This is a genomic window from Hyunsoonleella pacifica, from assembly GCF_004310335.1.
In the GTDB taxonomy this organism is placed as follows: domain Bacteria; phylum Bacteroidota; class Bacteroidia; order Flavobacteriales; family Flavobacteriaceae; genus Jejuia; species Jejuia pacifica.
Genome location: NZ_SIRS01000006.1, coordinates 127,257 through 146,923, shown reverse-complemented (window position 1 = coordinate 146,923; position 19,667 = coordinate 127,257). Strand labels below are relative to the sequence as shown.

Below are 19,667 nucleotides of genomic sequence, written 5' to 3'. Positions count from 1 at the left end.
AATATTTAACCTTAAAAATTTATAACCTCCCCTCTACTTATAGCATCGTCACTCCCCACAATAAAACTAGAGTTATTAGGTAATATTTTATAAGTCCATTTTTTTTGACCGGCATATTTATGCATAATCTCTATAATATTAGCATAACTTAAATAGTTAGCATCCAGTATGATTTCTGTGTCTTTTTGAAAATCACTCATAACATCTCTAACATTAAAATTTTCAGATAAAACAGCACTTAATCTTTCATTCACTTTATCTGAAATTAATATATATTGATAAATAGACTTTACTTTCTCAATCTTAGTGCCTCTAAAAAAATACACTATTCTTATCCCTAATCTTACTACTAAATCAAATAAAATATTTTTCTTAAAGTGCTTCTTATAAAAAATCTGCATTGCCCCATAAAACCTACGTGCATAATGCTTATCTCTTAATGTACTTTCTCCCTTGAAATGTACTGCCTTTATGTTTCCTAAGTAATAATTTTGAAAACCAGCCTTTATTAATTTATAAGACAGATCGATATCCTCTCCATACATGAAATAGTCTTCATCAAAACCATCAACCTTAACATAAACTTCTTTCCTTAAGAACATAAAAGCTCCTACTAAAATATTAACTTTACCAATATCATCTTTAGAGAGATGATTTGCGTAATAATCGGAGGCATCTCCAAATATTTTTTTAAAAGCGGCTCTTACATAAGGGATATTCCGTTTACTTTCTGGTAAAAAGCAACCTCTACCATCTACTAGTTTACACCCTATTGCTCCTAAATTATGCTTTCCTTCACTAAACTCTAATAACTTTTCAAAAGTATCTTCAGCAACTACTGTATCTGGGTTTAAAATACAAATGTATTCTCCTTTCGCATGTGAAACACCTATATTATTGCCTTTTGAAAAACCATAATTGTTTTTATTTTCAATTAATTTTACATCAGAGAACCTCTGCTTTACCATATCACAGCTATCATCTTGTGAATTATTATCCACCACAATAATTTCAGCATCAATATTAGCAATAGCAGCTTGTACACTTTTTAAACAGAGCTCTAAAAAGTAACATACATTATAATTTAATATAACTACAGATAGTTTCAAAAAAATAAAATTATAGTTTTAAAGAAGATTCAAATGGCACACGATTTAAGATGCTTCTACCTAAGGTAACCTCATCGGTATATTCCAATTCGTCTCCTACAGAAACACCTCTTGCAATGGTAGATGTAGTTATATTATATTCTTTAATCTGTTTAAAAATGTAAAAATTAGTTGTATCTCCTTCCATAGTAGAACTCAAAGCAAAAATAATTTCATCAATATCTCCTGATTTTACTTTTTCAACCAGAGGCGTAATGTTTAAGTCATGCGGTCCAATACCATCAATTGGAGAAATCTTACCTCCTAATACATGATAGAAGCCTTTAAAAGAACTTGTATTTTCTATAGCAATAACATCTCTAATATCTTCAACAACGCAAATCACACGACTATTACGATTAGGGTTAGCGCATATTTCACACAACTCTACATCACTAATATTATTGCATGATTTACAAAACTTAATATTCATTCTCATATCAAGTAATGCTTGAGATAATGCATTTGTTTGTTCTTTAGGCTGACGCAACAAATGTAATACCAAACGCAATGCCGTGCGCTTACCAATACCTGGTAATTGAGAGATTTCATTCACAGCATTTTCTAACAACTTTGAGGAGAATTCCATAAATGCGAAAATAGTACTTACACATCAATTTCGCTAATTTTAGAACCTGCAATCAAAATACCTATTATCACATTTTGATTTTGAATTTGAATAGTTGTATTTTCAAAACTTGAAAATTAATTTTATGAGTGTTACTCAAATCCTACTTTTAATAGCAGCTTACTTTATTGTTCTAATTTTAATCTCTTACTTCACTGGAAAAGAGGATTCTAACGATGCCTTTTTTAAAGCCAACAAATCGGCACCATGGTATTTGGTAGCTTTTGGAATGATTGGTGCTTCACTTTCTGGTGTTACTTTTATTTCAGTACCTGGTGCTGTAGAAACAAAACAGTTTGGTTACCTACAAGTTGTTTTTGGTTACTTTTTTGGGTATTTAGTTATAGCATACCTGCTCTTACCATTATATTATAAGCTTAATTTAACCTCTATATACTCTTATTTAAAAGATAGATTTGGAATTTTAAGTTATAAAACAGGATCTATAGCCTTCCTAATTTCTAGAACAATAGGTGCTGCCTTTAGATTGTTTTTAGTAGCAAAAGTGTTACAACTTTTAGTTTTTGATAAGATTGGAATCCCATTTTTCATTACAGTTATTATTACTATTGTTCTTATATGGCTTTACACTTTTAAGGGTGGTATTAAAACTATTATTTTTACAGATACACTCCAAACACTATTTATGCTAGTATCAGTAGTTATAACGATAACGTTTCTTGCATCTGCTCTTGATTTAAATAGCGTTTCTGAAATTTACACTAATGTTACCAAAAGCGCATTGAGTAAAACTTTCTTTTTAGAAGACATAAATGATTCCCAGTATTTTATAAAAAGTTTTTTAGCTGGAATGTTTATTACAATTACGATGACAGGGTTAGACCAAGACATGATGCAAAAAAACTTAACCTGCAAAAATTTAAAAGAAGCTCAAAAAAATATGGTTTCGTTTAGCATAGTTTTAATCTTTGTTAATATTTTGTTTTTGGTTTTAGGTTTATTGCTAACACAATATGCTAATCAACATGGTATAACAGCTAAAAAAGATGATTTGTTTCCAACTATAGCCATGCTGCCAGAAATTGGTACTTTAACCTCAGCATTCTTTCTTTTGGGACTTATAGCAGCAGCCTATTCTAGTGCTGACTCTGCCCTAACATCCTTAACTACCTCATTCTGCATAGATATTATTGAATTGGATAAAAAACCTAAAAAGATTCAAAAAAAGATTAGAAAAAGAACTCACGTATTAATTAGTATACTTCTAATAATAGTTATCATTCTATTTGATTTAATCTTCAAAGACGTTTCCGTTATTTGGGAATTATTTAAAGCTGCAGGCTATACTTATGGTCCTCTTTTAGGTCTTTTTGCCTTTGGCATATTTACCAAACAGAATATAAAAGATCGTTATGTTTGGATTATTGCTATTATCGCACCAATACTTTCCTATATTTTAAACAAATACTCCGTGGATTTATTTAACGGCTATCAAATAGGGTTTGAAATTTTAATTATAAATGGTTTATTTACTTTCCTAGGGTTAATATTGATTCGTAGAAAGCAAGACTAAAGTACATGCTGCTTCAAATGCAATATTATTTTCTTTTAAAATTTCATAAAACTCTGGATTTTCAGTACCCGGATTAAAAATAACACGCTTTGGATTTAAAGAAACTATGTAACTGTAATATTCTTTTTGTCGTTTTGGATTTAAATATAAAGTTACTGTGTGAATATTTTCATAATTCAATAATTCTGTATCTATAACTATACCAGATACTTCTCCTTCTCTTAATCCAAAGGCCACAGTTTCAACTTTATTTGCCACTAACCGTTGTATGGCATAATTAGAATACCTATTAGGTTTTAAAGAGGCTCCTAACACCAAAGTTTTTTTATTCATTATGTTAAAAAATTTAATTTTTTGTTAAAACAAGTAACATTATTCTAAAAGAGACGTCTCTTTGTTATCTATAATCATCATCAATCAAATCTAATCAATCCAAATGAAACGTTTTTTTTCATTAAGCATTCTCTTGTTTGCTTTATTTTCATTTTCAGCTCATGCTAATTCCACAGATCCTAACGACGTTAAAAGAGGAACTATCTCGGGTAGAGTTTTAGACGCAAAACTAAAACAACCCTTACCTTATGTAAACGTTATTATCAAAAACACTAAAGGAGAAACTTTAACTGGAGGTATTACTCTAGATGACGGCTCTTTTAAAGTCGAAAAAATAGAAGAAGGCAATATTACTGTTAGCATACAATATATAGGCTACAAGACTTATAACAAGACTGTTGCATTAAAAAAGGGCAACTACAAAGTTTATCTTGGAGATATTTATCTTGAAGAAGCGCTCGAAAGTTTAGAGGCTGTTACTGTAGTTGCCGAAGTTTCTACCATACAGCAAAAAGTAGATCGTAAAGTAATTACTGTAGGTAAAGACCTTACCACTGCTGGTCCTACCGCTAGTGATATTATGAACAATCTACCTTCTGTAAATGTTGACCAACAAACAGGTAATATTAGTTTAAGAGGCAACGAAAATGTACGTGTTATGGTAGATGGCAAATTAAGTAATGTTCCTGTCGCACAACTTTTGCGCCAGATACCTTCTACATCTATTAAATCTATTGAACTTATTACAAATCCTTCAGCAAAATATAACCCTGAGGGCATGAGTGGGATTATAAACATTAAACTTCATAAAAACACTCAAATTGGGTTTAACGGAAATTTAAATGTTGGTGTTACTAAAGAGATTTTTGCAAAATTCAATAGTTCTATAGACATGAACTATCGTAACGGAAAATTTAATTTTTATGCTAATTATGGTAATAATATTGGTAAATATGACAATTTTGGCAATATAAACAGACTTGATGATGATTCTCGTCAAGATTTCAAATTCGGAAATGACAACAAATCGCACCTTTACAAGTTTGGTGTAGATTTCTATATGAATGATAAAAATACCATTTCGGTGTTTACTAATCAAAATACATTTGATGGAAATGGTTTTGGTAATACCTTAATCGCATTCCCCGGATCTATAAATCAGACTCAATTATTTAGCAATGTAACAGATAACATATCAAGCCAATACAATTTGGCTTACAAACATATTTTTAACGAAGAGGAGGATGAAACTTTAGATGTAGAGATAGACCATAATAGTTTTGAAAATGATGAAATTGCAAATTTCAATTTTAGAAACTTCAGCTTTCCTCCAAATTATGTTGATATGGTGGACACCAAAAGAGACCAAACATTTATTAATGTGGATTACGTAAAACCTCTGAATGAAACATCTAAGTTGGAAGCTGGATTAGAAGCACGTTTTTTTAATTCTGATGTGAATTATAGTTCTACAGGACAAACCTTCGACGGACAAGGCAATGTTATTGCAACACCAAGCACAGATTTTGAGTACAACAGAGATATTTTCTCAGCTTATGTAACTTTTGCAAAAACCATTAATGAAAAATGGAACTACCAAATAGGAGCACGGTTTGAACAGGTAATAGAAGAAGCTGATGCGCTTCAATTTTTTACGGACAATACAACAACATCTATTCCTTTTGAAAATGATTACTTTCAAGTGTATCCTTCTATTTTTGTAAGTTTTAAAGCTTCGGATAAAAACACATATCAATTTAGTGCTAGCCGTCGCGTAGACAGACCTGGCTTACAACAAGTAAATCCAATAAGGGAATGGGCTACACCAAGAGTATCCTCCTTTGGAAACCCACAATTGTTCCCGCAATTCACAAATTCGGTTGAGCTAAATTACACTCGGAAATTAAAAAAGGGCAGTGTTACTGGTGGCATGTTTTTTAGATTAATTGAAGATAATATTAACCGTTTTGTACGTGTTGACAGAAATAATATCCCAGCAGGAAACGCTATTTTAACTTTTGATAATTTTGATAATACTACAGCGTATGGTGTGGAATTATCAAGTAATTATAGACCAACAAAATGGTGGAGCTTAAACGGTAGTTTTGATTTATATTCTCAAGAACAAAGAGGTATAACAGAAATAATAGATACTGATGATTTACCCAACGCAACAGAAGCAGATATCGTTACACAAAACACGAAAGTTGATAATTTGGTATGGAACTTAAGGCTTTTTAACAACTTTAAAGCTTCTAAAAAGTTAAGTTTTTCTTTATTTACAATGTATCGGGGTAAAGAAAAAGGCATACAATTTACTAGAGAACCTATGTTTATGCTTAATACAGGGATGCGCTATTCATTTTTGGAGCAGCAACGTGCTACACTCAGCTTTAATTATAGTGATATCTTTAATACTATGAATTTTGAGTTTAATAGTACCACACCTTATCCTGCAATGGGACAATTTAACTGGGAAAGCAATACATGGAATATCGCCTTATCTTACCGATTTGGAGGTGGAAAATACAGAGCATTACGTAGAAAACAAAGAGACAACAACACCAAACAAGGTAGTGGAGGTTTCTTATAAAAGACATTTTAGTAATCTAATAATAGTTGATGGTTAGTGTTATATTTAGATTATTAAATAGAACCCCCAAAGTTTAAACTTTGAGGGTTTGGTTTATAATTAAATTTGTTAAAAATGTTAAAATCAAAAACTACAGCAATATAATTTGATTCAAAACGTTATTAAGTAACCAAAAACCGTATTTAGTAATTATTTGAGTTAGTCGCTTTTTAAAAGATTCATTAAAAACGGTTAATGTGTCTAGACACATTTAAAACTCGGAATTCTACAAATTTCGAGTTTTGTTTTCATAAGAACTAGAAGAATATATAGATCTTAAAACATTTGTTTAGCTATTATCATCTTACTAAGCCATAAGAGCTTGTCTTTTCAAAATTTGTGTTAATTGAAACCAGTTGATTAATAGCATTTAAAAAACCCGAAACTGTATGTAAAATATCGGTTTCGGGTTTTTGTTTTATATAATTATTATAATAAGTGCGATATCTAAATTTAAACTGGATTCTTATTTTCTATTAGATTACCATTTCATAATTACACTTCCCCAAGTAAACCCGCTACCAAAAGCTGCTAACACAACTGTATCTCCTTCATTAATTTTACCTTCTTCCCAAGCCTCGGTTAATGCAATTATAACAGATGCTGCAGTAGTATTACCATATTTTTGAATATTATTAAAGACTTGATCATCTCTTAAACCAAACTTTTTCTGTATAAACTGTGATATCCTTAAATTAGCCTGATGAGGAATTAACATATCTATATCTTCCTTTTGCAGACTATTAGCCTTTAACCCTTCTACAATAGCTTCACTAAAACGTACAACTGCATGCTTAAACACAAATTGCCCATTCATATAAGGGTAATAGGACGTATCATTAGGATCATTAGCTTCTAAGATTTCAGGAACCCAATGTTTAATACTTGGGCCTTCAACCACAAGTTCCTCAGCATATTTACCTTCAGAATGTAAATGAGATGAGAGTACACCTTTAGAGTTATCTTCAGTTCTACTCATAACGGCAGCTCCTGCTCCATCTCCAAAAATAACGGTTACTCCCCTACCTCGTGTAGATTTTTCTAATCCTCCAGAATGATATTCTGCACCAATTACCAAAATGTTTTTATACATCCCTGTTTTTATAAATTGGTCTGCCACAGATACTGCATATATAAAACCAGAACATTGATTTCTTATATCTAGAGCTCCAACTGTAGGCATCTCCAGCATATCTTGAATTTGCACACCACACCCTGGAAAATAATAATCTGGACTTAATGTAGCAAATACTATAAAATCTATATCATCTTTGGTTAATCCTGCACGTTCTATAGCTATTCTAGCAGCCTTGGCTCCCATAACTGCTGATGTATCTGCAGATCCCTCTTTTATCCATCTACGCTCTTTTATTCCTGTACGTTCTTGAATCCATGCATCATTAGTGTCCATAATTTTAGATAAATCATCATTTGTTACCACATTATCTGGCACATATTTACCTAAACCTATTATTCTTGAATTGTACATAATTAGTTCTATTTAGTTTAACCAAATTACAAAATTAATTGCTTCTAATTTAAATATCTGGTAGCTATCTGTATTATATAAACACTAAAGAGATTCTATTTACAGCACTGTATATTACGGATTTGATTGTCTTAGGGATTGAAATAGCAGCTTTTGGTTCGGCAACAGCGAGAAACCAAAGCTATTAACGGAAAGCCTACTTTCTGGCAGGCAGGCAGTCCCTAGTGGGATAAATTACTTTATTATAAAATAATGCCAGTTTGTCATATTTACCGCCTTGGTACTTTTTTTGTCCTAAAGTCCAAAGTAAACTAGAATTAAAATTAATCAGTTTCCCTCCTTCGAGGGAATGACAAATAAATTATTTATCATGACAAAAGGAAACATTAATGTATCGGTAGAAAATATCTTTCCGTTAATTAAAAAGTTTTTATACAGCGACCACGAAATATTTTTACGAGAGTTAATTAGTAATGCTACAGATGCTACACTGAAATTAAAACATTTAACTAATGTTGGCGAGGCGAAAGTAGAGTATGGTAGCCCTCAAATAGAAGTGAAAATTGATAAAGACAATAAAAAACTTCATATTGTAGATCAAGGCTTAGGTATGACAGCTGAAGAAGTTGAAAAATACATAAACCAAGTGGCATTTTCTGGTGCTGAAGAGTTCTTGGATAAATACAAAGATTCTGCAAAAGATGCTGGGATTATTGGGCATTTTGGTCTTGGTTTCTATTCTGCATTTATGGTAGCTGATAAAGTTGAAATTATCACAAAATCTTTTAAGGATGAGCCTGCTGCACATTGGACTTGTGATGGTTCGCCTGAGTTCACTTTAGAACCAGCTAAAAAAACTGATAGAGGTACAGAAATCATTCTTCATATTGCTGAAGATTCGACTGAATTCCTTGAAGAATCGCGTATTCGTGAGCTACTAAACAAATACAATAAGTTTATGCCTATTCCAATTAAGTTTGGAACTAAAGAAGTAAACGACCCAGAGCACGAGCCAAAAACTACAAAAGATAAAGACGGTAAAGAAACTACAGAACCGCATCGTCAAATTACTGTAGATGATATCATTAATAATCCAAACCCTGCTTGGACGAAACAACCAACTGATTTAAAAGATGAGGATTATAGTGGTTTCTACAGAGAGTTATACCCAATGCAATTTGAAGAGCCGTTATTCAATATTCATTTAAATGTGGATTATCCGTTCAACTTAACTGGGATTTTATATTTCCCTAAGATGTCGAACGATATGCAAATTCAGAAAGACAAAATTCAACTCTATCAAAATCAAGTATTTGTAACTGACAACGTTGAGGGAATTGTTCCTGAATTCTTAACAATGCTTCGTGGTGTGATAGATTCTCCAGATATTCCGTTAAACGTATCACGTAGTTATTTACAGGCTGATGGTGCTGTTAAAAAGATTTCTTCTTACATCACTAGAAAAGTAGCTGACAAGTTAAAATCGTTATTCAACAATAACCGTGAGGATTTTGAATCTAAATGGGATGATATTAAAATTGTAATTGAATACGGTATGCTTTCTGAAGAAAAATTCTTTGAAAAAGCAGATGCCTTTGCATTATACCCAACGGTTGATGGTAAGTATTATACGTACCAAGAATTATACGATAAAATAAAAGCGAACCAAACGGATAAAGATGATAAACTGGTAATTCTTTATGCTTCTGATAAAGATGCGCAGCATAGTTATATTGAAGCTGCTAAAACTAAAGATTACGAGGTATTATTGTTAGACTCTCCTATTGTATCTCACCTAATCCAAAAATTAGAAACATCCAAAGAAAACATTTCTTTTGCACGTGTAGATGGCGATCACATTGATAACTTAATTAAGAAAGACGATACTAAAATCTCAAAACTTGATGAAGATCAAAAGAAAGCTTTAGATGAGTTATTAAAAGAAGTCATTCCTTCTGAAAAATTCATGGTACAATTAGAGGCTATGGATAGTAATGCAAACCCTTTCATTATTACCCAACCAGAATTTATGCGTCGTATGAAAGAGATGCAGCAAACTGGCGGCGGCGGTATGTTTGGTATGGGTAATATGCCAGAAATGTACAATTTAATAGTAAACACAAACTCTGATTTGGTTGGGGAAATTCTAAATACCAAAACCAAAAAGAAACAAGAACGCTTAATTAACCAAAGTTTAGATTTGGCAAGGTTATCCCAAGGCTTATTAAAAGGTGAAGAATTAACTAACTTTATTAAGCGTAGCTACGATATGATAAAATAGTTGATGCGCTGAAGATTCAGCAACTACTATAAATTTAAAAACCACTTTGTTTACTCAAGGTGGTTTTTTTCGTTAAAATAAAAACCGCATAATTTTGACAGAAAAATTAGTGATTAATTTTATGACTTTTATATTTTTGAACTTAAAACTAAACTATGAAGTATTTACCTATTTTATTTGTCTTTTTAATACTTTCATCATGCTCTAATGATGATAGCATCAAAGATTTTAGAGAAGAAAACGATCAAGAAATTCAAGCTTTTATTGAGAGTAATAATTTAAACGCTCAAAAAAGTAGTACTGGGCTATATTATGTTATAGACAACCCTGGTACTGGAGAAAACCCAATTCCAACTGATAGAGTTAAAGTAGTGTATAAAGGCTATTATACTAACGGAGATGTTTTTGATGAAAGTGATGCAGAGGGCTTATCTTTTAATTTACAAAATGTGATTATTGGATGGGTTGAAGGCATTTCATATTTTAAAGAAGGGGGTAGCGGAAAATTATTAATCCCTTCTCACTTAGCTTATGGCAGCAGCGACTATAGAGACATCCCAGGTGGCTCTGTTCTTATTTTCGACATAGAACTAATTTATGTGAATTATAAGACTGAAAATGAAGAACAAATTCAAGCCTACATAACAGAAAATAATATTACCACCCAAAAAACAGAAACTGGTTTACACTATGTGATGCATACTGAAGGTACTGGTAATAAACCCACTACAACAGATAATGTAACTGTAACTTACACTGGATATTTTTTAAATGAGGCTATTTTTGATGAAAGCTCAGAAGAAGTAAACTTTAATTTAAATAGTTTAATTGCAGGATTTTCAGAAGGTATGACCTACCTAAATGAAGGAGGTAGTGCTACTTTCTATATCCCAGCACATTTAGCATATGGTAATAATGGAACTTCTGGGATACCAGGTGGTGCAGTAGTAATTTTTGATGTTGAACTCATAAAAATCAACTAAACAACACTACGTTTTTAGACTATACACAAAACCACTTTGTTGCAACAAAGTGGTTTTTTTATGTAATATTGACTTTCTAAAGGTTTTCAGTTAACTTCGTTTTACCAAACATTTACTTTTACTAAAATGCAAACCAAACCTAACAACCTCAATACATTTAGAATCTTATACCTTATCAAAGGTATTCTAACCATGTGTTTTTCTTTATTTTTTATGCTTTACGCCGGCATGGGGTTTTTCTTTAACCAAGTTATTGAACATTCGCAACAGAACACCGAACTACCTTTTAATTTTGGATGGATATTTACAATTATAGGCGGTATTGGTATTGTATTCTGTATTGTTCTAGGCATCTTAAATTTATTAGCTTCTAAGTATATAAAAGACCTAAAAAACTACAATTTTATTTTTGGACTAGCTATAGTAAATTGCCTTACAGGTATACTTGGAATTCTACTAGGAGTGTTCACTTTAATAGAACTAACCAAACCAGATATAAAAGCACTTTTTAATAAATAAGTTTGGCATCTTTTTAAGCCTCACTTCATTTCAAAGGGCCAGTATCAATAAGAAAAGTATAAAACGAGTTAAAAAATTAAAACTAAAAAACACCCCTGACATAACTTGTCACTAGTCCAGATAAATTTGCATATAAGTTTAATAAACAAATCAATTTAAAAATGAAAAATGCAATTAACTGGTTTGAAATTCCAGTAAAAAATTACGACAGGGCAAAGCAATTTTACACTACTGTTATGGGTTCTGAAATCACAGACCATCATATGCCAGAGCAAAACATGAAATATGGAATGTTTGCTTATGACAATGATAATAATGGTGTTGGTGGTGGCCTTGTGGAAGGCGAAGGACAAACCCCAACAACAGATGGTCCTACAGTATACCTAAACGGTGGCGATGATTTAAGCGTGCCTTTAAATAAGGTAGAAACTGCTGGAGGGAAAATAATTATGCCAAAAACCGATATTGGCGAAAATGGCTTTATGGCACAATTTATAGATACCGAAGGCAACCGCATTGCCTTGCATTCTTGGATGTAAAACGTATAGATTATCAAAAAACGAGCAGATAGTGAATTGCTGGTCAGTTCACTATCTTTGTTTCTTATGTCACAGCTATCCCGCCTCATATCAATACTCACACTCTTAAGATCTAAACGTCTCTTAACAGCTAGCGAGCTTGCAAAAAAATATGAAGTTAGCATAAGAACCATTTACAGGGATATAAGAAAGTTAGAAGACGCTGGAATCCCTGTTACTACGATTGAAGGGCGTGGTTATTCCCTAATGGAAGGCTATGCTGTAGCTCCTGTACAATTTACAGAGCAACAGGCCAATGCTTTAATTACTGCTCAGCACCTGATTAAGCAAACCCAAGATGCATCATTTGTCAAAGACTTTGATGAAGCTCTTACCAAAATAAAATCAGTATTCCGTACTTCCGTTCAACAAAAAAGTGAACTTCTAGAGCGAAATATCTATGTCTTTAATTCTAGTCATTATGAGGATATTTCGAGTAATGCTTTATCTGAAATTCAGTTAGCAATCACAAACTTTAATTATGTAGAAATAAATTACAAAAAAGCAGAAGCTACTGAAGTATCATTTAGAAAAATTGAACCTTATGCCCTATACGCTACAAACCATAAATGGATACTGATAGCATGGTGCTACTTGAGAAATGACTATCGTGCTTTTAGAATAGACAGAATTCAAAATTTTAAAATTCTAAATAATACTTTTGAAGATAGAAAGTTTGATTTATTGACCTATTTTAGGTCTTGCCCGTATGAAGATAAATAGTATTTAATGCTGTGCGTTATGATTCAAAAGAAAATCTCTTAGTTTATCTAATACAACTACCTATGCAGTTGGTAAGCCTTAAAGTATCACGGCAGAGTATATGGGTATTGATAGTGAGACCAGCCTGTTTCAATTACTTCCAAAATCTATTTTATCAAAGATTAATGTAGTGCTTATAAGCTAAGACGATGTAGTACAAAAAATGAGGATACTACTCTTAGGAGAATTAATCGTATTCCTTTTGGTATTATAAATACTTTAAATAACGAGAATTCCGTTGTAGAATACATATATTAGCAAAAATCGAGACATTCTCTTTTCATACGTAATAAATAGTATATGAATTTTACAAACCCATTAGTCTATGGGATTCCTTGTTTTTTGGGATTAATATTAGTTGAACTCACATATAGCAAAACTCACGACCATAAAAATCTTTACAACTGGAAAGATCTAGCATCTAGCCTTACTATGGGAATTGGCTCTGTAGTACTAGCTCCTTTAATCAAGACAATCTCAGCAATTATTATCTTTAATTATTTGTATGAATTGTTTAATCCTATGGTTGATGGTGTTAGAACCAACATTATGGGATGGAAATCTTTCGGCTATACATGGCCCGTTTGGTTAGCATGCCAATTTTTGGATGACTTCACGTATTATTGGTTTCATCGTCAAAACCATATGATTCGTTTTTTATGGGCAGCACATATTGTACACCATTCTTCAGAAAATTATAACCTTGGCACCGCAGTTAGAAACGGTTGGTTTACTATTTTATATAAGCCTTTGTTTTATATGTGGTTGCCTGCTATTGGTTTTCCTCCAGAAATGGTAATTGTGTGTTTAGGTATTGAAGCGCTATGGCAATTTCAGCTACACTCATCTTATATTCCCAAAATGGGAATTATTGAAAAAATATTCAATACGCACACCATGCATCAAGTACATCACGCTAAAAACATAGAATATATGGATAAAAACCATGGCGGGTTTTTAAATATTTTTGATAAACTATTTGGTACTTGGAAAGAGTTAGATGAAGATATAGATATTGCTTACGGTGTTACTAAACCACCTAACTCCTATAACCCGTTAGTAATTTTAACACATGAGTACAAAGATATTTGGAACGACATGAAAAAGAGTTCTAATCCTTATCATAAATTCATGTATGCGTTTGGACCTCCAGGATGGAGTCATGACGGAAGCACCTTAACTATAAAACAAATGAGAGCAGTGGCTGCGAAACAAAAATCTGATTGATTTATTTTATATGAGTGCAGTTCAAAAAATTATTAATCAATTACAACTTCAGCCGCATCCTGAAGGTGGATATTTCAAGGAAACTTACAGGAGTAAAGGTATAATTACCCAAGAACATTTAAGTAAAGAATTCACTGGAAATCGAAATTATTCTACTGGAATATACTTTCTTTTAACTTCAGATACATTTTCTGCATTTCATAAAATTAATCAAGATGAAATGTGGCATTTTTATAATGGACAGCCATTAACGCTACATATAATTTCTCCTAAAGGCACATATTCAAAAATAGTAATAGGAAACAATTTAGAGCAAAACGAAGTTCCTCAATTTACAGTACCAGCTAAATATTGGTTTGCTGCAGAAGTACTAAAAAATAACAGTTTTGCACTTGTAGGTTGTACTGTATCTCCTGGTTTTGATTTTAGAGATTTTAAGATGCCTGAAAGAGCCTTTTTATTATCCAAGTTCCCACAACATTCTCAAATCATAACAAAACTTACACGCTAAATTAAAATAGAACTAAAACTTTAGAAGTAAATTAGGATCAGGACAATTCCTGATATAAAACTCCAAATCTTTCTTAGAACAAACCCCAGGATAATCTCCAAAACTATCTTGTATATCTCTAATAATCTGAAAATGTAAATGTGGTGGATAATCGCCATTTACAGAAATATTCCCCAAAGTAGCTATTTGTTCTCCCTTTACAAACTTCTGCCCTATTTTTAAAGATGTTATAGACGCTAAGCTTAAATGCCCATAAAGTGTATAGAATTTTGTGTTACTAATTTTATGTTCTAAGATAATTGTTGGCCCATAATCCCCAAGATTTTTATTGTTTTTAAAACTATGTACAATGCCATCTAAAGGTGTAAAAATTGGGGTAGCTGCATCACACCAAAAATCTAAGCCCAAATGAATATTTCGTTTTTCTCCAACAACACTAAAATGACTACTTCTGTCATAAATATTGCGAACTTCTTTATATCCACCATAAGCTACAACAGCTTCGTGCTTTTTTAAATACGCGTTAATGTATTTTGAAAATACTAATGATGAAGACGTATCTATAGTTTTTAACTCAGCATTACGTTCTGTTAAATCTATAGCAATGTATTTTTCTTTTGGTAAGGAAGCATCTAAAACGTGAAGTGATTGAGAAGAGATGCTTTTAAGAACGTTATTAAATTCACTTGAGGTCATTCATTTAAAATTTCCTCAAAGTTAAAACATCTACTCCATAATTACCTTACTGTATTTTGCGTTTACAGTAACTGTTTTATTACTCTCAGTATTACTCATAGAAAAAGAACTCGTCCCATTTTTATTATCAGTACTATTAGGGTGTGCTAAATAAGAATGTGTGCCCTTGTAATTCATATTATAATCTACATCTGGCATTACAATATAAGCCTTATTGTTTTGTAAGATAAAATTTAAATTAGTAAACGTATCAGCCACATTAAGTATTTTCACATCACCAATATTACTATCTATAATAGCGCTACTTATTACATTGTTTATCTTAACATTAGACGAGGTACAGTTAAGTACCAAATGCTTTACTGTTTTTAATTGAGCCTCTTTTACGTGATTTAGGTTTAACTCTCCCAAATTCCAATTACTAACATATACTGGTGCATAAGATGCATTAATGGAAGAATTGCTTCCATTAATGCCTTCTGCTTTAAATATAGTATGAGATAAATCTGCTTGTACATCGTCTAAAACCGATGCAAACTCTAATTCTCCATGACGTACATCTGCTTTAACCTTTGCCTTTTTGGGTATTTTAATAATAATAGTCTTCTTTAACTGTAAATGCCTACTTTTGCTTCTTAGTTTCTGCATTATCTCAGCTCTCTCTTTTGCTTGCATTGCTTGTTTTTCAGCCACTTTTTCTCTTAACTCTGCTTGCCTTTCTTGCTGCTCTACAATACGTTCAGCTTGTTTTTCTGCCTGCTCTGCTTGTCGTTCCATTTGAGCAGCAAAACGCTCACCCCAAGCCTCCATTTTTTCGGCATATTTTTCTCCCCATTCTTCACCAAACTTCTCTCCCCATTTTTCCATTTCCTTCCCGTATTTCTCACTCCAAGCCTTACCAAATTTTTCTCCCCAAGCTTCCATCTTTTTAGCATAATCTTTTCCATATTTAGACTCGAATTTTTCAGACCATTTCTCCAAATATTTATTTCCATCCTTTTTGTAAGCATCATAATCAAAAGCTACTGCTCCAGCTCCTTCTGGTAATTCTGGAAGTTCTGGCATTTCAGGCAACTCAGGCATTTCAGGAAATTCTACAACATGAACATCTTCGAAATCAAAGTCGAAATCAAAATTCATTTCTGGTAAATCGGCTAGTTCATATTTTAAACTTTGTAGTGCACGTTGCACTTCATCTGAATAATCACTTGCTGCACCAACACTAGATAAAAGTGGTGCATGCGTACCTAGTGTTTTTATAGATACTCTCCCTAAAGAACCATCTACATCTAAATGCCACGCCTTAGCAATTTCTTCTAATTCTTCTTTTGTAAGGGCATCACTCTCAAGATAAGCCTCAACACTTACTTCATTTTTATTCCAAGTATCAAATATTATATTACAATGGCTTGTACTTAAATTTATAGTAGCATCTTTATCTACTTTAAAACTCTGCGATACTTTGGCTACTCTTTCTTGCGCTCCAAGTGCTACTATTGTAAAACAACTTAGCACTAGTAATTTTAACTTTATAATTGTTCTGTTCATTTTTTGATTTTTTTACGTTGATTGTTTTACCTCGGTTGATTCGTCCGAAGTATTTAAAGTTTGTAATTGCTCTTTTAAGCGATACAATAAATCTAAACGAAATCTTAAATTATCTATTAATGCATTTATGGTTAACTCTGAAGTGTTTTCATTTAACTCTAAAGACAACCGTTTGTATTCTTGATTTAATTCTTCTAATTGTTCTAGGTATCCATCAAAAACAGCTTTAGTTTCAGTGGTAGGTTTTATTTTAGATAGCTCTAAATTAATACTAGCTAAATAATAGTCTTCCACCTTCTTTAATTCTGGAGACACTTTACCCAACCCTGAATTTTCAGTTTCAGCAAGCTGTATAGTTTGCTCCTCTCCACCTTTATTAATACCCATAAATTTGTAAGCACCAAAACTCAAACCAATTAATAACACCACACTAGCAGCAATATTTAACCAACTAAATCTTGATGGTTTTTGCGTTTCTTCAGGAAAAGCATTTTCTAGCTTATTCAAAAAACGAGCTTCATGATTTTTTGGCATTTCTTCGTGCTTCAAGTTTTCTTCTTTAAATAAATCTCTAATATCCTGTGCCATTTTTTTCAGCTTTTAATAATTCTTGTAATTTCACTCTACCTCTGGATAATTGTGTACGGGATGCTACTTCAGTAATTTTTAAAATTTCTGATATTTCCTGATGATCATACCCTTCAATTAAATACAACATTAATACATATTGATACTTTTCCGGCAGTTGATTAATTGCCTTTTTCACATCGTTTACTGTAATTGTATCATCTACTAACCATTTGCCATTATCTCCAGTATCAACAACTTTAAGGTGCACCTCTTCTAGTTCCACTAACTGATGTCGTTTTGATTTTAGAAAGTCAATACTCTTGTTCACAACAATACGTTTTAACCAAGCACCAAAAGTTACTTCTGCCTTGTATTGATGTAGTTTAGAAAACGCTTTAATAAACGCTTCTTGTACTACATCTTCGGCATCATTTGCATCCTTCAAAAATCGCTTCGCCACAATATACATCCCATTGCAGTATTGGTTGTACAACTGCATTTGCGCCTTGCGATTGTTTTGTTTACATTGTTCAATAATGTCAACTTGAAACATGCTTATACTTTTGGTTAATACCAAATGGATTTAAAATAATTGATAAAAAATTTAAGTTATCTGTTCTTTAAACAAAAGAGAAAACTTCAGCATAGTTTTAACTATAGTTACATTTTATCTTGAAGCATAAAGTGAATAGAAACAAATTTAATCCATTATTTTAAAATTTATATGGTATCCTAGTTAGTTCATTTATAAAGACGATCAAAAAAATAGAGTGTGGCAAAAAACGTTGCTTTTATTAAAAAAATGTACAGAATAACATTTCAACACAAGTAAAAACGAAAGAATAAACTTTCTTTTTTGAATATATTTATGCGTTTCAACCTTATTTATTGGTATTTCATAGATTAGTTTACTATTTTGGCACCACAATTGAATAGGTAACCAAAACCTTAAAATTTAAACCCCATGAAAAAAATATTACTTACATTATTAGTATTTGGTTTTCTACTATCCTGTAGTACTCGCAGGCAAATGGAAAAAACCATAAGCTATGGTAATTACGATCGTGCTATTAACGATGCCATTGGTAAACTAAAAATAAATAAAGACCGAAGAGGAAAAGCTGATATTATTATGCTTTTAGAAGAAGCTTATGCTAAAGCTACAGCTAGAGATTTAGAAAACATCAGTTTTTTAAAGAAAGATAACAATCCTGAAAGCTACCTGCGTATTTTTGATGCTTATACAAGTTTAGATAATAGACAAGAAGCCATTAAACCTTTATTGCCTTTATACATTAAAGGTAACGAAGTACGATTTGATTTTAACGATTACAGTAATGAGATTATTACCTACAGAAACAGTGCATCGTTGCAATTATACAATAACGCGCAAGGGTTATTAAATTCTAATAATAAGTTTGATATTAGAGCTGCTTACAATCAACTTAGGGAAATAGAAGACATTAACCCAAATTACAAAGATACACGTGAGTTGATGAACATAGCTCACCAAAGAGGTACCGATTTTGTACTTGTGGATATGATTAACGATTCTGGAAAAATTATTCCAGCACGTTTAGAAAACGATTTATTAAACTTTAGCAGCTATGGTTTAAACAACTTTTGGCTACAATTTCATAGCACGCCAGAGGAAAAGGTAAATTATGATTTTAACATGAAAGTTAACCTAAGAGACATTAACATTTCTCCAGAGCAAATTAGAGAACGCCAAATTATTAAGGAAAAACAAATTGCTGATGGTAAAGAAGATTTAATTGAAAACGGAAAAGTGGTAAAAGATAGTTTAGGTAATGCTATTAAAGTAGACCGTTTAAAAACTGTACGTTGCGAATATTACGAATTCACACAGTTCAAAGCTTCTCAAATTACAGGAAATGTGGAGTATTATAACTTAAGCAACAACCAGTTGGTAGATGCTTTCCCGATAAGCAGTGAATTTATTTTCGAACATATATACGCTACTTCCAGAGGAGACAGAAGAGCTTTAGATACGAGCCTAATTCCATTTTTAGAGCTTCGCGCAGTACCATTCCCTACCGAAGAACAGATGATTTTTGATACAGGCGAGGATTTAAAAATGCAATTGAAACAGATTATTAATTCTTATTCCTCTGATATTGCTGGTATTTAGAAAAACAAAAAACTCCCAAATAATATTGGGAGTTTTTTTATTTTTTTGGGATATGCTTATTGGTTTTGTATGAGGC

Annotated in this window: 18 protein-coding genes; 10 read left to right on the top strand and 8 right to left on the bottom strand. The window is 32.0% G+C overall.

Going from position 1 to position 19,667, the window contains the following annotated elements; all coding sequences use genetic code 11:
- Nucleotides 1-11: 11 nt before the first annotated feature.
- Together EYD46_RS15080 and recR are read right to left on the bottom strand one after the other, a co-directional pair.
- Entirely contained in the window at nt 12-1,109 is a 1,098-nt protein-coding gene (locus EYD46_RS15080) for a glycosyltransferase family 2 protein (RefSeq protein ID WP_130938004.1), read from the bottom strand.
- 10 nt (nt 1,110-1,119) lie between these two features.
- On the bottom strand, nt 1,120-1,737 hold the full coding sequence (recR, locus tag EYD46_RS15075) for a recombination mediator RecR (protein ID WP_130938003.1): 618 nt from the start codon (nt 1,735-1,737) through the stop codon (nt 1,120-1,122).
- Between the two features lie 124 nt (nt 1,738-1,861).
- Between recR and EYD46_RS15070 the strand changes: the two genes are divergently transcribed.
- On the top strand, nt 1,862-3,310 hold the full coding sequence (locus EYD46_RS15070; RefSeq protein ID WP_130938002.1) for a sodium:solute symporter: 1,449 nt from the start codon (nt 1,862-1,864) through the stop codon (nt 3,308-3,310).
- Here the strand turns inward: EYD46_RS15070 and EYD46_RS15065 are convergent.
- Nucleotides 3,281-3,643 carry a CoA-binding protein gene (locus EYD46_RS15065; protein WP_130938001.1) on the bottom strand — a complete coding sequence of 121 codons (363 nt, stop codon included), beginning with the start codon at nt 3,641-3,643 and terminating at the stop codon, nt 3,281-3,283. The two genes, EYD46_RS15070 and EYD46_RS15065, sit on opposite strands and share 30 nt — an antisense overlap.
- 103 nt (nt 3,644-3,746) lie before the next feature.
- On the opposite strand from EYD46_RS15065, the gene EYD46_RS15060 reads away from it, so the two are divergent.
- Nucleotides 3,747-6,236 carry an outer membrane beta-barrel family protein gene (locus tag EYD46_RS15060; protein ID WP_130938000.1) on the top strand — a complete coding sequence of 830 codons (2,490 nt, stop codon included), beginning with the start codon at nt 3,747-3,749 and terminating at the stop codon, nt 6,234-6,236.
- A 520-nt stretch (nt 6,237-6,756) separates the two neighbouring features.
- Here the strand turns inward: EYD46_RS15060 and EYD46_RS15055 are convergent.
- The gene (locus EYD46_RS15055; protein ID WP_130937999.1) at nt 6,757-7,764 is read right to left on the bottom strand and encodes a 3-oxoacyl-ACP synthase III family protein; all 1,008 of its coding nucleotides are present in this window, start codon (nt 7,762-7,764) and stop codon (nt 6,757-6,759) included.
- A 370-nt stretch (nt 7,765-8,134) separates the two neighbouring features.
- Here EYD46_RS15055 and htpG point away from each other — a divergent pair, with 370 nt between their 5' ends.
- From htpG to EYD46_RS15020, 7 genes are all read left to right on the top strand, one after another.
- Nucleotides 8,135-10,045, top strand: coding sequence for a molecular chaperone HtpG (gene htpG, locus EYD46_RS15050; RefSeq protein ID WP_130937998.1), 1,911 nt, complete (start codon nt 8,135-8,137; stop codon nt 10,043-10,045).
- 155 nt (nt 10,046-10,200) lie between these two features.
- On the top strand, nt 10,201-11,028 hold the full coding sequence (locus tag EYD46_RS18090) for an FKBP-type peptidyl-prolyl cis-trans isomerase (protein ID WP_130937997.1): 828 nt from the start codon (nt 10,201-10,203) through the stop codon (nt 11,026-11,028).
- Nucleotides 11,029-11,154: 126 nt separating this feature from the next.
- The gene (locus EYD46_RS15040; protein ID WP_130937996.1) at nt 11,155-11,547 is read left to right on the top strand and encodes a hypothetical protein; all 393 of its coding nucleotides are present in this window, start codon (nt 11,155-11,157) and stop codon (nt 11,545-11,547) included.
- 161 nt (nt 11,548-11,708) lie between these two features.
- Nucleotides 11,709-12,086, top strand: coding sequence for a VOC family protein (locus EYD46_RS15035; RefSeq protein ID WP_130937995.1), 378 nt, complete (start codon nt 11,709-11,711; stop codon nt 12,084-12,086).
- A gap of 66 nt (nt 12,087-12,152) precedes the next feature.
- Nucleotides 12,153-12,848, top strand: a complete 696-nt coding sequence (locus EYD46_RS15030) for a helix-turn-helix transcriptional regulator (RefSeq protein WP_130937994.1) — start codon at nt 12,153-12,155, stop codon at nt 12,846-12,848.
- A 339-nt stretch (nt 12,849-13,187) separates the two neighbouring features.
- Nucleotides 13,188-14,114 (top strand): sterol desaturase family protein, encoded by a 927-nt coding sequence (locus tag EYD46_RS15025; RefSeq protein ID WP_130937993.1) that lies wholly within the window; start codon nt 13,188-13,190, stop codon nt 14,112-14,114.
- Between the two features lie 10 nt (nt 14,115-14,124).
- Nucleotides 14,125-14,625 (top strand): cupin domain-containing protein, encoded by a 501-nt coding sequence (locus tag EYD46_RS15020; RefSeq protein ID WP_130937992.1) that lies wholly within the window; start codon nt 14,125-14,127, stop codon nt 14,623-14,625.
- Nucleotides 14,626-14,637: 12 nt separating this feature from the next.
- Here the strand turns inward: EYD46_RS15020 and EYD46_RS15015 are convergent, their stop codons facing one another.
- From EYD46_RS15015 to EYD46_RS15000, 4 genes are read right to left on the bottom strand one after another with little or no spacing between them, the layout of a single operon-like run.
- Nucleotides 14,638-15,321 (bottom strand): peptidoglycan DD-metalloendopeptidase family protein, encoded by a 684-nt coding sequence (locus EYD46_RS15015; RefSeq protein WP_130937991.1) that lies wholly within the window; start codon nt 15,319-15,321, stop codon nt 14,638-14,640.
- 30 nt (nt 15,322-15,351) lie between these two features.
- Nucleotides 15,352-16,869, bottom strand: a complete 1,518-nt coding sequence (locus EYD46_RS15010; RefSeq protein WP_130937990.1) for a hypothetical protein — start codon at nt 16,867-16,869, stop codon at nt 15,352-15,354.
- A gap of 12 nt (nt 16,870-16,881) precedes the next feature.
- On the bottom strand, nt 16,882-17,457 hold the full coding sequence (locus tag EYD46_RS15005; protein ID WP_130937989.1) for a hypothetical protein: 576 nt from the start codon (nt 17,455-17,457) through the stop codon (nt 16,882-16,884).
- Complete coding sequence (locus tag EYD46_RS15000; protein WP_130937988.1) at nt 17,441-17,992, bottom strand: RNA polymerase sigma factor; 552 nt, start codon at nt 17,990-17,992, stop codon at nt 17,441-17,443. The genes EYD46_RS15005 and EYD46_RS15000 overlap by 17 nt, the downstream gene beginning before the upstream one ends.
- A gap of 411 nt (nt 17,993-18,403) precedes the next feature.
- Between EYD46_RS15000 and EYD46_RS14995 the strand changes: the two genes are divergently transcribed.
- Nucleotides 18,404-19,591, top strand: a complete 1,188-nt coding sequence (locus tag EYD46_RS14995; RefSeq protein WP_130937987.1) for a hypothetical protein — start codon at nt 18,404-18,406, stop codon at nt 19,589-19,591.
- Nucleotides 19,592-19,667 lie beyond the last annotated feature (76 nt).